We start from the raw sequence: 15543 nt of genomic DNA on the forward strand, positions 1-15543 counted from the left end.
TGCCCAGCTGGTCCTGCGCCTCGGAGGCGGTGGTCGCCGGGGGCTGGCCGGAGCGGTTCGCCGAGGAGACGCCGAGCGGGCCGGTCTCGGTCAGCAGCTCGATGGCCACCGGGTGCAGCGGCATGCGCAGCGCCACGGTGCCGCGCGCGTCGCCGAGGTCCCACTGGAGCGAGGTCTGGTGCCGGGCGACGATGGTCAGCGCGCCGGGCCAGAAGGCGTCCACCAGATCCCAGCCGCTCTCCGGGAAGCGCGAGACGAGGCCGTGCAGCGTGGTGGGCGAGCCGACGAGCACCGGGACCGGCATGTCCCGCCCGCGGCCTTTCGCGGCCAGCAGCGCGGCGATGCCGCTCGGCGAGAAGGCGTCGGCGCCCACGCCGTAGACCGTGTCGGTCGGCAGGACGACGAGCTCCCCGCGCTTCACCGCGCTCGTGGCCTCGCGCAGCCCGGCGGCCCGCTGGTCTGGATCCGAACAGTCGTAGCGGCGGCTCACGTGCCGGTCCTCCTAGAGTCGATTCGCCGACGTCCCGACAGTGCCCGGTGAAACAGTGCCCGGTGCACCGGTCAGGCGCGGCGTCCTTCCTTGCGCGCGGTCACGAAACGGGGCCGCCCGGTCAGGTCGCGGTGGTCGGCGGCCTCGGCCCAGCCGCGCTCCTCCAGGAAGATCCGCTGGACCGCCCCGCCCTGCTGGTCCGAGTGTTCCACAGCGACCCAGCTGGCCGGACGCAGCAGTCGGAACGCCGTCCGTTCGAGGGAGCGGATCATGTCCAGGCCGTCCGGGCCGGAGAAGAGGGCCATCTGCGGGTCGTAGTCGCGCGCCTCGGTCGCGACGGCGGCCCACTCCTCCAGCGGAATGTACGGCGGATTGGCGACGACTAGGTCCACGCGGCCGTTGAGCTCGGACAACGCGGTGCGCGCGTCATCGACGTGCAGGGTCACCCGGCCGCCTTCGGACAGACGCGCGATGTTGCGCTCGGCCCAGACGACGGCGTCCTCGGACAGTTCGACGGCGTGTACGCGAGCGCGCGGTACTTCCTGGGCTATCGCCAGCGCGACGGCCCCCGAGCCACTGCACAGGTCCACGATGACCGGCTCCGCGATGTCGAGCTCGCGCAGCCGGTCGATCGCCCAGCCGACCATGACCTCGGTCTCCGGGCGCGGCACGAACACGCCCGGGCCGACTTCGAGCTCGAGGTAGCGGAAGTAGGCGCGGCCGGTGATGTGCTGGAGCGGTTCGCGGCTCTCCCGGCGCGCGACCGCCTCCCAGAAGCGGGCGTCGAAGTCGCCGTCGCGCACGGTGTGCAGCTCGCCGCGCCGCACTCCGTGCACCCAGGCCGCGAGTTCCTCGGCGTCGGACCGCGGGGAGCCGACCCCGGCCTCGGCGAGCCGCACCGCGGCCAGCGCGACCTCGGCGAGCAGGAGGTTCAGCGGCTGGGCGGCCGACGACGAAGCCGATGGGGACGTGGGGGCCGGCGCGGGCGGGGTGTCCGGAGTCGCGGCGGCGTTGTTCATCGGCGGGTCAGCTCCCCTGTCCGGAGAGCTTGGCGGCCAGGTCCGCGTCGACGCAGGACTGGATCACCGGATCGAGCTCGCCGTCGAGGACCTGGTCCAGGTTGTACGCCTTGAACCCGGTGCGGTGGTCGGAGATGCGGTTCTCCGGGAAGTTGTAGGTGCGGATGCGTTCGGAGCGGTCCACGGTGCGCACCTGGCTTCGGCGGGCGTCGGAGGCCTCTTTCTCCGCCTCCTCCTGGGCCGCGGCCAGCAGCCGGGCACGCAGGATCCGCAGCGCCGACTCCTTGTTCTGCAGCTGCGACTTCTCGTTCTGGCAGGAGACCACGATGCCGGTGGGCAGGTGAGTGATGCGCACCGCGGAGTCGGTGGTGTTGACCGACTGGCCGCCGGGGCCGGAGGAGCGGAAGACGTCGATGCGCAGCTCGTTCGGGTTGATCTCCACCTCGACCTCCTCGGCTTCGGGCATCACCAGCACGCCGGCCGCCGAGGTGTGGATGCGGCCCTGCGACTCGGTGACCGGCACGCGCTGCACGCGGTGCACGCCGCCCTCGTACTTGAGCCTGGCCCAGACGCCCTCGCCCGGCTGTGGGACGCCGCGGGTCTTGACCGCGAGCGAGACGTCCTTGTAGCCGCCCAGGTCCGAATCGTTGGCCTCGATGATCTCGGTCTTCCAGCCCTGGCGCTCGGCGTAGCGCAGATACATCCGCAGCAGGTCGCCGGCGAAGAGCATCGACTCCTGGCCGCCCTCGCCCGCCTTGACCTCGACGATCACGTCCTTGTCGTCGTCCGGGTCGCGCGGGATGAGCAGGTGCTGGAGCCGGGTCTCCAGCGCGCCGCGCTGCTCCTGGAGCGAGTCGAGCTCGACGGCGAACGCCGGGTCCTCCTCGGACAGCTCGCGCGCAGTGTCGATGTCGCCCGCGTTGGCCTGATACGCCTTGTAGGTCTCCGCGATCGGGTTGAGCTCCGCGTACCGCTTGCCCAGCTTGCGGGCCAGCGCCTGGTCGGCGTGCACTGCGGGGTCGGCGAGCCGGCGCTCCAGATCGGCGTGCTCGGCGAGCAGATCCTCCATCGCCTCGAACACGGGCCCTCCTTAACCCTTGATGTGACTTACTGACCGGACTTGCCGGGCTGCGGCCGGTGGCCGCCGCCCGACAGCGGCATCTAAGACCAGCCGGGGCCACGTGACGGCCACAGATCGTGCGGCGGGGAGAAGCACTCCCCGCACGCAGCCTTTCTCCGCCGCCCCGGCTACACAAAACGGCGCCGGCCACGGGTCGCCCCGTGCGCCGACGCCGTGTAGCGCGCTACTTGCCGGACTTCTTGCCGCCGAAACGCGCCTCGAACTTGGCGACACGGCCGCCGGTGTCGAGGATCTTCTGCTTGCCGGTGTAGAACGGGTGGCACTGCGAGCACACCTCGGCGTTGATCCGGCCACTGGTCGCTGTGGACCGGGTGGTGAAGGTGTTGCCGCAGGTGCAGGTCACCTGGGTGACGACGTACTCGGGGTGGATACCGGACTTCACGATCGCTCCTCATGGTCGATGGGGCCGCCGGATCGCCCGCACAGAGGCGTGAACCGGGACCGACGTACCAGTCTGCCAGGGGCGCAGCACGGTTGCCAAAACGGGCTTCACACCGTCGTGCTCCGTGGCGCACCACTAAGCGTCCGCTGCCTTAACGGCGGCGCGAATACTGCTATTCCCCGCCGAACACGGCGCCGGCTGCCCATGTCGCCACAGGCAGCCGGCGCCGGGTGGCGGCTGCTGTAGTCCGAGCAACGGGGAGAAAAGCGTTCCCTGTTGCTCGGCCTTCCGCCGCGCCGGCTATTCGTCGCGCCCCGACGGGGTGTTCTTCTGGATCTGCATGAGCAGCTCGACGTTCGACTTGGTCTTACGCATCTGGGTGATGAGCAGCTCGATCGCGGCCTGCTGCTCCATGTTGTGCAGGAGCCGCCGCAGCCGCCACATGACCGCCAGCTCCTCGGCGCCGAGCAGGATCTCCTCGCGCCGGGTGCCGGACTGGTCGATGTCGACCGCCGGGAAGATGCGCTTGTCGGCCAGCCGCCGGTCCAGCTTGAGCTCGAGGTTTCCGGTGCCCTTGAACTCCTCGAAGATGACCTCGTCGGCCTTCGACCCGGTCTCCACCAGGGCGGTGGCCAGGATGGTCAGCGAGCCGCCGTGCTCGATGTTGCGCGCCGCGCCGAAGAAGCGCTTGGGCGGGTAGAGCGCGGTCGAGTCGACACCGCCGGACATGATGCGGCCGGAGGCGGGCGCGGACAGGTTGTACGCGCGGCCGAGCCGGGTCATCGAGTCCAGCAGCACGACCACGTCATGGCCCAGCTCCACCAGCCGCTTGGCCCGCTCGATGGCGAGCTCGGCGACCGTGGTGTGGTCCTCGGCCGGCCGGTCGAAGGTGGAGGCGATGACCTCGCCCTTGACCGAGCGCTGCATGTCGGTCACCTCTTCCGGCCGCTCGTCGACGAGCACGACCATGAGGTGGACCTCGGGGTTGTTGATGGTGATCGCGTTGGCGATGGCCTGCAGCACCAGCGTCTTACCGGCCTTGGGCGGTGAGACGATCAGACCGCGCTGGCCCTTGCCGATGGGGGCGACCAGGTCGATGATCCGGGTGGTCAGCTGCCCCGCCTCGGTTTCCAGGCGCAGCCGCTCCTGCGGGTAGAGCGGGGTCAGCTTGGAGAACTCGGCCTTGTGGTTCTGGCTGCGCGGGTCGCGCTGCTCCCGGGTCTCGTCCGGGGTGACGCCGTTCACGCTGTCCAACTTGACCAGCGCGTTGAACTTCTCGCGCCGCTCGCCCTCGCGCGGCTGGCGCACCGCGCCGACCACCGCGTCGCCCTTGCGCAGGTTGTACTTGCGCACCTGGGCCAGCGAGACGTACACGTCATTCGGCCCGGGCAGGTAGCCGGAGGTGCGCACGAAGGCGTAGCTGTCGAGCACGTCGAGGATGCCGGCGACCGGGATGAGCACGTCGTCCTCGGTCAGCGTGGACTCGGTGCCGCCGCCGCTCTCGTAGTCGCGGCCGCGCCGGTTGCGGTTGCCCCGATCTCGGTCCCGGTCCCGGTAGCGGCTGCGCCGTCCGCGGTCGAACTCGTCGTCGGCGTTGCTGCCGGCGCCCTGGTTCTCACGGCCGTCCCGGTTATCGCGGTTGTCACGATTGCCGGCGCTCTGATGCTGCTGCTGCGGGCGGTCCGGTCGATCCTGGCGGTCGCGATTGTCGCGGCTGTCCCGGTTACGGTTGCTGCGGTCGCGGTTGCGCTCGCGGCGGGAGAGCTGGCCGGCGCTGGCGCCCTCGCCGTTTTGGGTCGCGCCGCTCTGGGCTGTCCCGCCCTGTGCTGTCCCGCTCTGGGCTGCGCCGCCCTGCGCTGTCCCGCTCTGTGCGTTGCCGCCGGTCTGCGGCTGCGCCGGGGCGGTGGTAGCGGTGGCCGTCTGCCCGGCGCTGGTCTGGGCCGTCGCCTGAACGGCGGTGCCCTGCGCGGCCGCGGCGGGCACGACGACGGCGGCCGTCTCGGCCTGCGCCTCATCCTTGCTGCGGCCAGGCTGCTCGGGGATGCGCTGCTGCGCCGAGGTGGCGCGGCGGCGGGCCGGGCGCTCCTCGCGCGCGGCGGGGGCCTCCTGGGCCTGCTGCGGCGCGGGCGCGGCGGCGCCGTCCGAACCACCGGTGGCACCGGCGGCGGGGGTGGCACGCGGCGCGGCAGCCGCGCCGGAGCCGCCCTGGCGCTGCTGGATCGCCTCGATCAACTGACCCTTGGGCATCCGGGTGACTCCCTTGATGCCCAGCTCGGCAGCCTTGAGCCGCAGTTCCGGGAGCAGCAGGCCGGAAAGGCCGGTGCCGGTGCGGCGCTTGCCGCGGGCGGGCTGCTCGGCGGAGGTCAGTTCGGTGGTTTCACTCACGAAGGGTCCTTCCCTGGAGCGGGCGCCGCGCCGGGACTTCCGGGACGGCGACCGGTCGTGCCCTGGTCGGATCGCGCTGCCGCATAACGCGCGCCGCGGGTCCGCAAGGGCGGGGGTTCGATGCCGGTGCGCGGTGAGTCACCGCGTCCGGCGCCGGACGCGTGACGTGCGTCCGGAAGAAGGGGGCCGTCGGGATCGCCGTCGCCGCGCGCGGCACCGGAAATGTTCCCGGGCTGGCTGGTGACGGAATCCGTCGGGGTGGGGAGCACATACCGTGTTCGCTCGGGCTCAGCGTCCGCCGGCATCTCTACCTAGTGTGACAGGGAGGCCAGCCGCCGCGAACAACGGGTGCGGTTACGAGATTAACACTCTTGAGCCATTGTGGCATTCCCCACCTTCGACGAGATCGTGGCGTGTCGGTTCGGCCCGGGCCCGTCACGGCCCGGTCGCCACCCCCGTGGCGGCGATCGGCAGGATGGCGGCCCGCCACCCTTCAGGAGCGTATCCGGCGGCCTGCTCGGGCCGACCGGGGCCCACGGTCAGCGCGAGCACGGTCGGCCCGGCGCCGGAGACGGTCGCAGCGTACCCGTCCGCGCGCAGCCTCTGGATGAGTGCCGCGCTCTCAGGCATCGCGGGTGCGCGGTAGTCCTGGTGCAGCCGGTCCCGCGTGGCGGCACGCAGCAGCACAGCCCGATGATGGTGGGTCAGATCAGGCGTCGTCAATGCGGCCGCGAGCAATCCGGCGCGTCCGGCGTTAAAGGCGGCGTCGCGGTGCGGCACACGGTCCGGCAGCAGGCCGCGGGCCACGGCCGTGGCCAGCGGCGTCGGCGGGATGAAGACCACTGCGCTCACTGCCCGATCGGTCATCAACCTGAGCACATCCGGGCGCTCCTCTTTCGCAGCGCCCTGCTCCATACGCTCTGGTCCGGCGGCGTCCGGCGCCGGGTCGGGTTCTTCCATCCACGCGATCGTCAGCCCGCCGCACAGCGCGGGCGCCACGTTGTCGGGATGCCCCTCGAGCCGGGTGGCCAGATCGAGCAGCGCGGCGGTGTCGAGCACTGACTCGCCGCCCTCGACCGAGTCACGAGCGGCCACCAGCCCCGCGCAGATCGCCGCCGAGGACGAGCCGAGGCCGCGGCCGTGCGGGATGTTGTTGCGGCAGACCACGCGCAGTCCGGGCGGCTGGCCGCCGAGCGCGTCGAATCCGGCTCGCAGCGCGCGCACCAGCAGATGGCTTTCGTCGCGCGGGACGTCGTGTGCCCCTTCACCATAGACTTCGATGGACAGCCCTGGCGCCTCAGTGACCTGCACGGTCACCTCGTCGCGCAGTTCCAGGGCCAGACCGAAGGAGTCGAAGCCGGGACCGAGGTTCGCGCTGGTGGCCGGGGGACGCACGGTCACCGGCCCGGTCAGGAAGCGCACCCCGGTATCGCCGCTCACGCCAGCTCCAGCACTCCGGCCGCCGTCGCCGCGTCCACCGGGATCTTCGGCGGCGTCGGCGCGCCGTTGATGGCCCAGTCGGGGTCCTTGAGTCCGTTTCCGGTGACGGTCACCGCGATGCGCTGCCCGCGCTCGAGCCGGCCTTCCTCGGCCAGCCGCAGCAGGCCGGCGATCCCGGCCGCGCTGGCCGGCTCGACGAAGACACCCTCGCGCGCGGCCAGAAGGCGGTAAGCGCGCAGGATCTGGCGGTCCGTCACGGCCTCGATGATCCCGCCGGATTCGTCACGCGCTGCCGAAGCCAGGTCCCACGACGCGGGGTTGCCGATGCGGATAGCGGTGGCGATCGTCTGCGGATCGGCGACCGGCGCTCCGCTCACGAAGGGCGCAGCGCCCGCGGCCTGGAAGCCGTACATTCGCGGCCGGTGGCTCGCGAGCCCGGCCTTCTCGTATTCGCCGTAACCCATCCAGTAGGCCGAGATGTTCCCCGCGTTGCCTACGGGCAGGACGTGCAGGTCCGGGGCGTCGCCGAGGGCGTCCACGATCTCGAACGCTGCGGTCTTCTGGCCGGCCAGCCGGGCCGGGTTGACCGAGTTGACCAGCGCCACCGGGTAGTTCTCGGCCAGGTCCCTGGCCAGCCGGAGGCAGTCGTCGAAGTTCCCGGCGACCTGGAGGATCCGGGCGCCGTGGGCGAGCGCCTGGCTCATCTTGCCCAGGGCGATCTTGCCGTCCGGGATGAGCACCGCGCAGACCATTCCGGCGCGCACCGCGTACGCGGCCGCAGAGGCGCTGGTGTTTCCGGTAGAGGCGCAGATGACTGCCTTAGCGCCCGCCTCGGCGGCCTTGGAGATGGCCACAGTCATGCCGCGGTCCTTGAAGGAGCCGGTCGGGTTGGCACCTTCGACCTTGAGGTACACCTCGCACCCGGTCTCCGCGGAGACCACGTTCGCCCGCACGAGCGGCGTACCGCCCTCGCCGAGCGTCACGACCGGCGTGGCGTCGCCCACCGGCAGCCACTCCCGGTACTCCTCGACGACACCGCGCCAGTGCACGCGGCGCCCGCTGACCGCGCTGTCACCCGTCATGTCCAGCTCCCAAGCAGTCAACCCGGCGGCCCGCGGCCGACTCCGGACCCATCATCATTCGCCCTGGCTCATTCGCCCTCGACCCGCATCACGGAGGTGACGTCGCGGACCGTGTCCAGCGCGCGCAGGCTCTCCACAGTGGCGGCGAGCGCGGCGTCGGTGGCTGTGTGGGTCGACACAACCAGTCGCGCGTCGTCGCCGCGGCCGGCCTGGCGGACCGTCTGGATCGAGACGTCGCGGTCCGCGAAGACCAGCGCGACCTGCGCCAGCACGCCCGCCTTGTCGTCCACGTCGAGCGAGACGTGGTAGCGGGTGCGCGCGTCTCCCATCGATCCCACGCGCAGATCGGCGTAGGAGTTCACGTTCGGCGCCCGGCCGCCGTTGACCTTGTTGCGGCAGACCGCGACCAAGTCGCCGAGCACCGCGCTCGCCGTCGGGGCTCCCCCCGCCCCCGGCCCGTAGAACATCAGCTGCCCCGCGGCCTCCGACTCCACGAACACCGCGTTGTATGCCTCGCGCACCCCCGCGAGCGGGTGCGTGCGCGGGATCATCGCCGGGTGCACCCGCGCGGTGACCGACTCCCTCGCCGAATCCAGTTCGCAGATCGCCAGCAGCTTGACCACGAACCCCAGCTCCCGGGCCGAGGCGATGTCCGCGGCGGTCACCTCGGTGATGCCCTCGCGGTACACGTCGGCGGCGGTCACCCGGGTGTGGAAGGCCAGGCTGGCCAGGATCGCCGCCTTGGCCGCCGCGTCGAAGCCCTCCACGTCCGCCGTCGGGTCGGCTTCGGCGTATCCGAGCGCCGTGGCCTCGTCCAGGGCGTCCGCGAACCCCGCGCCGGTCGCGTCCATCCGATCCAGGATGAAATTGGTCGTTCCGTTCACGATCCCCAGCACCCGGCTGACCTTGTCGCCGACCAGCGACTCGCGCAGCGGGCGCAGCAGCGGGATCGCCCCGGCGACGGCGGCCTCGTAGTAGAGGTCCGCGCCGTATTTCTCGGCCGCGGCGTGCAGGGTGGCGCCGTCCTCGGCCAGCAGCGCCTTGTTGGCGGTGACCGCGCTCGCGCCGTTCTCCAGCGCGGCGAGCAGCAGCGAGCGGGCCGGCTCGATACCCCCGATGACCTCGATCACGACGTCCACGTCCGGGCGGGTGACCAGCCCCATCGCGTCCGTCGTGAACAGCGCCGGGTCCACCGGCAGGGCGCGCGCCCGGTTGGGTCTGCGCACCGCGATCCCGGCCAGCTCCAGCGGGGCGCCGACTCGGGCGGCGAGGTCGGCGGCGTTCGTCGTCATGAGCCGGGCGACCTCGGAGCCGACGACTCCGCAGCCCAACAGCGCTACCTTCAGCGGGCGCTCGCTCATGCTTCCCAACCTTGTCCCTCTGGCTCTTCGAGGTCGACCAAGTCCGCGGGCGGCCCTGATCCGGCGCCGGGGCAAACCGCTCCCCACCGCTCAATCGTGTGCCGCCCCGGTCGGCCTCGCAGAGCGGTCAACCTTGCGTGCCCTGCCCGGTCAGTCTTGCCCGTCGGTCCGTCGCGCGGTATCCGGTGTCCAGTATCCGAGACATCGGCCGCTCAGCCGAGATCGAGGGCGAGCAGGTCCGCCTCGGTCTCCCGGCGTACGAGTGTGCGCGACGTCCCTTCCAGCACCGCGACGACCGGCGGCCGCAGGGCGTGGTTGTAGTTGGACGCCATCGACCTGCAGTAGGCGCCGGTCGCGGCCACCGCGAGCAGGTCGCCGGGGACCACGTCCGAGGGTAGCCAAGCGTCGCGCACGACGATGTCACCGGACTCGCAATGCTTACCGACCACGCGGGCGAGCATCGGCGGCGCGTCCGACACTCGGGACGCGACCACGCACGTATACGCAGCGTCATACAACGCCGTACGAATATTGTCGCTCATCCCACCGTCGACCGACACATATGTCCGAAGCCCATCCAAGGGCTTGACGGTCCCCACCCGGTATATCGTCACACCGGGCGTCCCCGAAATGGCCCGCCCTGGCTCGACAGTCAACCGAGGTACCTGCAGCCCGTACCCGAAGCACTCCCGCCCGACGATCGCCTTCAGCCCGGCCACGATGTCGAACGCGTCCGCAGGATCATCCTCACTCGTATACGCAATACCCAGGCCACCCCCGAGATCCAGCTCGGGCAGCCGTATTCCATACTCGTCCCGGATCGCCGCCAGCAAACCGACCGCCCGGTGCGCCGCGACCTCGAAGCCGGCGGTGTCGAAGATCTGCGATCCGATGTGCGAGTGGATCCCCACGAGCTCCAGAGACTCGTGCTTCAGGACCTGCCGCACCGCGTCCGCCGCCGACCCGCCGCTCAGCGAGAACCCGAATTTCTGATCTTCATGTGCCGTGGCGATGAACTCGTGCGTATGCGCCTCGACCCCCACCGTGATGCGCACCATGACCCGCGGCCGCACCCCTCGCGAGGCCGCCAGTTCAGCAAGCCGGTCGATCTCCGCGAACGAATCGAGCACGATCCGCCCGACGCCCGCATCGAGCGCCCGCTCCAACTCCTCGACCGACTTGTTGTTTCCATGGAACGTCAGCCGCCCCGCCGGAAAATCCGCCGCCAGCGCGATCGCCAGTTCGCCCCCCGAGCAGACGTCGAGCCCCAGGCCCTCTTCCGCCGCCCACCGCGCTATGGCCTTGGACAGAAACGCCTTCGCCGCGTAGTGAACCGGCGGTTCGCCCGCCTCAAAGTCTCCAAACGCTGCCAGCCACGCCCGCGCCCGGGTCCGCCAGTCGCGTTCGTCGATCAGGTACGCCGGCGTCCCGTGCTCTGCGGCCAAAGCCGCAACCGACACTCCACCAAGCCGGAGCGCCCCGTCCTCCCCCCGCACCGCTGACGTCGGCCAGACCTTCGCCACCAGCGCGTTCAGATCCGCAGGCGGCCCGGACACCCCTGCCCCAGGCAGTACGTCCGCATACCTCGGCCCCGCCGGATGCGCTGCCCGACTCATCCGCGGCCTGCCGCGCTCATCCGTCGCACCATCTCCGCGCCACCCTTCTTCCCACTGCCCACGATCCGCACTCCGCGCCTACATCCGCTCCGGCGCCGACACACCCAGCAGTCCGAGCCCGTTCGCGAGCACCGTCCGCGCCGCCTCGGCAAGCCACAGCCGGGCCCGGGTCAGCTCCGGCGCCAGCGGGAACCGCTCGTTCGGCAGGATCCGGCACTCGTCGTAGAACTTGTGGTACGCGGGTGCCAGCTGCTCCTCGAGGTATCTGTTGATCCGGTGCACCTCCCGCAGCTCCGCCGCCGTCGCCACCACCCGCGGATACTCGCCGAGCACCCCGAGCAGATCGGACTCCCGATCCTCGACCAGCAGCCCCGGGTCGAACTCCGCCGCGCTCCCCTTCTCGATCCCCAGCTCCGCCGCGTTCCGCAGCACCGAACTGATCCGCGCGTGCGCGTACTGCACGTAGTAGACCGGATTGTCATTCGTCTTACTAGTCAGAACATCAACGTCAAGCATGATATTGGAATCCACCGACTGCCGGGTCAGTGCGTACCGGGCCGCGTCGACCCCGATCCAGTCGACCACGTCGTCGAGGGTGATAATGTTGCCGGCCCGCTTGGAGAGCTTGACCTCCTGGCCGTCCTTCATCATCTTGACGAACTGGCCGATCTCGACCTCGATGTCCTTGTTCATGTCGTCGCCCGCGCAGGCGGCGATCGTCTTGAGCCGCCCGACGTACCCATGGTGGTCCGCGCCGAGCAGGTAGATCAGCGGCATGAACCCCCGGTCCCGCTTGTTCAGGTAATAGGCCGCGTCCGACGCGAAATACGTCGTGTCCCCGTCCGCCTTGACGAGCACCCGGTCCTTATCGTCGCCGAAGTCCGTCGTCCGCAGCCACGTCGCCCCATCCCGCTCGAACACGTGCCCCTGTGCCCGCAGCCGCTCGATGGCCTGCTCGACGACTCCGGAATCGTGCAGCGACTTCTCGGAGAACCAGACGTCGAAGTGCGTGCCGAAGCTCTCGGTCGACTCCTGGATCTGCTCGATCATCAGCCGCAGCCCCTCCTCCCGGAAGACCGACAGCTGCTCAGCCTCCGGAAGGCCCAACACCCCATCCCGCAAGGCCACGACCTGCGCCGCGATATCGCCGATGTACTCCCCCACGTACCCGTCGTCCGGCACCGGCCGACCGTTCGCCACCGCACAGAGCGAGGCCGCGAACTTGTCGATCTGGACGCCCGCGTCGTTGATGTAGTACTCGGAGACGACCCGCGCGCCCTGCGCCCGCAGGATCCGCGCGAGCGCGTCGCCCACCGCCGCCCACCGGGTGCCGCCGATGTGGATCGGACCGGTCGGATTCGCCGAGACGAACTCCAGATTGATGTTCCGCCCCCGAAGAACATCACTCGTCCCGTACCGCTCCCCGTCCACCACGATCGTCCGCGCCAGCTCCCCTTGAGCCGCCGCGTCGAGCGTGATGTTGAGGAATCCGGGCCCGGCGATCTCGACCGACTTCACCCCGGTCTGCTCTGCCAGCCGCCCCGCCAGTACCTGCGCGACCTCCCGCGGAGGCTTCCCCGCCGCCTTAGCCAACTGCAACGCCACGTTCGTCGCGTAGTCCCCGTGCTCCCTGTTCTTCGGGCGCTCCACGGTCACGTGAGAGGGCACGGGAACAGAAAGATCGCCGACGTCCACGGCTTCCCGGAGCGCGGCGACCACGGCGGCGGAGAGCTCGTCTGGGGTCACGCAGCAAGGGTACGGGACCATCCCTCGCGCCCCCCAATCAGTTATCCACAGGCTCTCCGCCTCGCCTTACCTAGCCTCACCGCCCACGCGGCCGACGCGACGGCAGCGGCTCCTCCCCCGAGTCCAGCACCTCAAGCAATCTCCGCAGCTCGCCCTGCTCATCCCCGGAGAGCTTCGCGAACAGCTGTTCGGCGGCCTCCGCGCGCATCCGCCCCACCTGCTCCAACACAGACCGCCCCGCAGCCGTGAGCACGACGATCGTGGCCCGCCGATCAGTCGGATCCGGCTCGCGTGCGACGAACCCAGCAGCCTCCAGCGTGTCCACCATCGAGGTGATGGACCGCGGCACCACCTCCAGCGCCTGCGCGAGATCCGCCATCCGCGGCCGCGAGTACCGCGAGATCACCCGCAACGCCCGCGCCTGCGACTCGGTCAGGCCGAACTGTTCATAAGAAGGAGCGGACCGGCGCCGGATCCGGTGTGCCGTGCGCAGATACAACTCGGCCAGGCTCGGCGCGGCGGGCGGCACATCGTCGCCCGGCTCCCCCGGGTCGGACTGGGTCGTCATAGCGCAGCAGTGTATTTCCCAGTCCACCCACTAACTCGCCCGCGCCGCCACGACATTGCTCTAGCGGTCGAAGCTGCCCAAGCACCCGACGACCTTCCAGCCCCTCCCCCGCCAGTGTCATCCCTCCCTTAACTCCTCCCTCCTCCCTACCTACCTCCGTCCCTCCGCTCCTTTCCTACTCCCCACCCGTCCCTCGCTCCTTCTCCTCCGCTCCCCTCCTACCTCTCCCCGCCCGTCCCTTACTCCCTCCCCTGCACCCCCAACCCCACCGCCCCGCGTACCACCCGAACCAGGTCCGCCGGATCGAAGGGCTTGGTCAGATACGCCTCAACCCCCAGCTCCCGCCCCCGCGCAAGATCGCTCTCCTGCGCGCACGCGCTCACCATCACGATCGGCAGCCCACGCGTCGTCGCCCCAGACCGAAGCCGCGCGGCGGTGGCGAACCCATCCAGCCGCGGCATCACGACGTCCAGCGTGACGACGTCCGGCGCGACCTTGTCCACGACGTCGAGGCACTCCTGCCCGTCCTCGGCCAGGTACACCTCGAAGCCCTCCAGCTCGAGGTTCACCGCGATCAGCCGCCGGATCACCTCGCTGTCGTCCACCACCAGCACCCGCCGGGGTCGCCCAGCGCCCTCTTCACGCAGCTCAGAACGGGATTCCAGGGAGCGAGTCACGCCATCCAGGCTAGCCGCGCCCCAAACCGTGCGCGGGCACATCGCCAGAACTGGTATCGTTCATCCCGTTGCCCGCCCCCGTAGCTCAGGGGATAGAGCACCGCCCTCCGGAGGCGGTGGCGCAGGTTCGAATCCTGCCGGGGGCACAAACAAGTCAGCAGTCTGACTTACAAAGCCGCACCTCAGGCCGCATATTTGCGACCTGAGGTTGACCTTATGGCAGCGGGCACGCCGCGCGGCCCGGCCTACTGTACCCGGCGTCCGTGCACAAGCGGCGTCCTGCGTGAATACATGATGCCGCCTGGTCTTGTGCGGACGACGTTTTCGGTAGGGCGGGTCGATCTAGCCGCCGTGTACCGGGCTGAGCGTGACGGTCAGCAGACTGGGATTCGGGCCGTGGACGAAGCCGGACTGGTCGGTGCCGCCGGTCGGCACCACGTCGTCGTAGGGGAAGGCGTAGCCGCGTCCGTCCTGGCTGGTGGCGTGGATGATCCGGGCGTAGTGGTTGGTCGGCGAGACCTTGTAGTAGTTCGCCGGGTTCTCCCTGTCAGGCTGATTCGCATCGGACAGCAGGGTGCTGCGGTTGAACGCGGCGCTGATCCGGGCGGTCAGCGCGCCCATCTCGGCGCCCGGGGCGCTGAACGGGCCCGTGCTACAGCTGAAGATGTCGGCGGCGGACGGCTGGGAGAACGAGCCGACACCGGGGAAGGTGAGCAGCCCGCCGCTGACGGTTCCGTTCACCACGCCCCATTGCGCCTGCGTGTCCACCGCCAGAGGCGTCGTCGAGTACTTCTGCCAGACCTGGCTGACGTACCCGCTGTAATAGCCCGAGAACAACGATGGGTTGCGCACGATCCCATTCGTGGGACTCAGGGCCCGCAGATTCCGTCCGCCTGAGGTCACGATGAGTTGTTTCCAGTCCTGGCCGTCTGCGGCGGACTGGGAGCTGAGCCGGGCGCAGACGGTGTCCAGGGCGCCGGCCGGAAGTCCGGCGACGGACTGGGTGCCCCCGGATGCGGTGGTCAGCTTCAACGCGACGGGGATAGAGAAGAAGTCGACCGCGCTGATGTTCGCGTACAGCTGGTCTTTGTTATAGGTGAATTCGCAGAAATCCCAGAGTGTGTTGATGTTCGGGTCGGACGGATTCGTCACGGACGGCTCGACGAGCGCCGGGCCGGGGTTGACCAGGAACGTCAGCGGTGCGCCGATGGAGAACCAGATCCGGCCGCCGGCCAGGTGCGGAATGGTGATCCGGCGGGCGCCCGCGCCGGACGCGTTCAGCGGGATCGCACAGTTGGCGCCGAGCGGGCTGCCGGTGGACGACGGCGACGCAGGATAGTAAGGGGTCTGACCGTCCGCCTGAAGCAGGAACCAGGCGTTGCCGTTGTCGAGGGCCAGCCCGGTGACGTAGGCGTAGACGGTATTCGAGCCGGTGTTGTTCAGCAGATCGATGTTCAGCGTGGGGGCCGTCGCGGAGGCACGGGTCGCGGAGACCACCGCGCCGATGGCCGTGGGGATCGCGAGGGTCGCCGCTCCAGCTCCCAGGAACTTCCTACGGGAGAGCATGCCGATGCTCCTTCGGTGCGAGTCCGGGGAGCGCCGTCCGGAAACGTTTACGTTTGCCGGGAGTATGGGG

General features: G+C 70.2%; 13 protein-coding genes and 1 tRNA gene. 1 reads left to right on the forward strand and 13 read right to left on the reverse strand.

The window, feature by feature from the left end:
* The 12 genes from VGZ32_RS03295 to VGZ32_RS03350 form a co-directional block, all read right to left on the reverse strand.
* Positions 1-490, reverse strand: a 490-nt coding sequence (locus VGZ32_RS03295; protein ID WP_326884288.1) for an L-threonylcarbamoyladenylate synthase, incomplete at its 3' end; no start/stop codon positions are given.
* A gap of 71 nt (positions 491-561) precedes the next feature.
* Entirely contained in the window at positions 562-1425 is an 864-nt protein-coding gene (prmC, locus tag VGZ32_RS03300) for a peptide chain release factor N(5)-glutamine methyltransferase (protein WP_349263466.1), read from the reverse strand.
* 91 nt (positions 1426-1516) lie between these two features.
* The gene (prfA, locus tag VGZ32_RS03305) at positions 1517-2590 is read right to left on the reverse strand and encodes a peptide chain release factor 1 (RefSeq protein ID WP_349263465.1); all 1074 of its coding nucleotides are present in this window, start codon (positions 2588-2590) and stop codon (positions 1517-1519) included.
* A 223-nt stretch (positions 2591-2813) separates the two neighbouring features.
* Positions 2814-3032: a 50S ribosomal protein L31 gene (rpmE, locus tag VGZ32_RS03310; protein WP_326884290.1), complete on the reverse strand. Its 219-nt coding sequence runs from the start codon at positions 3030-3032 to the stop codon at positions 2814-2816.
* Between the two features lie 300 nt (positions 3033-3332).
* Positions 3333-5417, reverse strand: coding sequence for a transcription termination factor Rho (gene rho / locus VGZ32_RS03315; protein WP_326884291.1), 2085 nt, complete (start codon positions 5415-5417; stop codon positions 3333-3335).
* Between the two features lie 435 nt (positions 5418-5852).
* Complete coding sequence (gene thrB / locus VGZ32_RS03320; RefSeq protein ID WP_326884292.1) at positions 5853-6857, reverse strand: homoserine kinase; 1005 nt, start codon at positions 6855-6857, stop codon at positions 5853-5855.
* A complete protein-coding gene (thrC, locus tag VGZ32_RS03325) occupies positions 6854-7939 on the reverse strand; it encodes a threonine synthase (protein ID WP_326884293.1) in 1086 nt (361 codons plus the stop codon). Before thrC ends, thrB begins: the two co-directional genes overlap by 4 nt.
* A gap of 68 nt (positions 7940-8007) precedes the next feature.
* Entirely contained in the window at positions 8008-9300 is a 1293-nt protein-coding gene (locus VGZ32_RS03330) for a homoserine dehydrogenase (protein WP_326884294.1), read from the reverse strand.
* A gap of 212 nt (positions 9301-9512) precedes the next feature.
* Entirely contained in the window at positions 9513-10916 is a 1404-nt protein-coding gene (gene lysA, locus VGZ32_RS03335) for a diaminopimelate decarboxylase (protein WP_326884295.1), read from the reverse strand.
* A gap of 78 nt (positions 10917-10994) precedes the next feature.
* Entirely contained in the window at positions 10995-12662 is a 1668-nt protein-coding gene (argS, locus tag VGZ32_RS03340; protein WP_326884296.1) for an arginine--tRNA ligase, read from the reverse strand.
* 76 nt (positions 12663-12738) lie between these two features.
* Positions 12739-13230, reverse strand: a complete 492-nt coding sequence (locus tag VGZ32_RS03345) for a MarR family transcriptional regulator (protein WP_326884297.1) — start codon at positions 13228-13230, stop codon at positions 12739-12741.
* Between the two features lie 239 nt (positions 13231-13469).
* The gene (locus VGZ32_RS03350) at positions 13470-13907 is read right to left on the reverse strand and encodes a response regulator (protein WP_326884298.1); all 438 of its coding nucleotides are present in this window, start codon (positions 13905-13907) and stop codon (positions 13470-13472) included.
* Positions 13908-13981: 74 nt separating this feature from the next.
* On the opposite strand from VGZ32_RS03350, the gene VGZ32_RS03355 reads away from it, so the two are divergent.
* Positions 13982-14053, forward strand: a tRNA-Arg gene (locus VGZ32_RS03355).
* A 196-nt stretch (positions 14054-14249) separates the two neighbouring features.
* Here VGZ32_RS03355 and VGZ32_RS03360 read toward each other — a convergent pair.
* On the reverse strand, positions 14250-15473 hold the full coding sequence (locus VGZ32_RS03360; RefSeq protein WP_326884299.1) for a glycoside hydrolase family 64 protein: 1224 nt from the start codon (positions 15471-15473) through the stop codon (positions 14250-14252).
* Positions 15474-15543 lie beyond the last annotated feature (70 nt).

It is taken from the genome of Actinocrinis sp., from assembly GCF_035938995.1.
Taxonomy (GTDB): domain Bacteria; phylum Actinomycetota; class Actinomycetes; order Streptomycetales; family Catenulisporaceae; genus DASZGI01.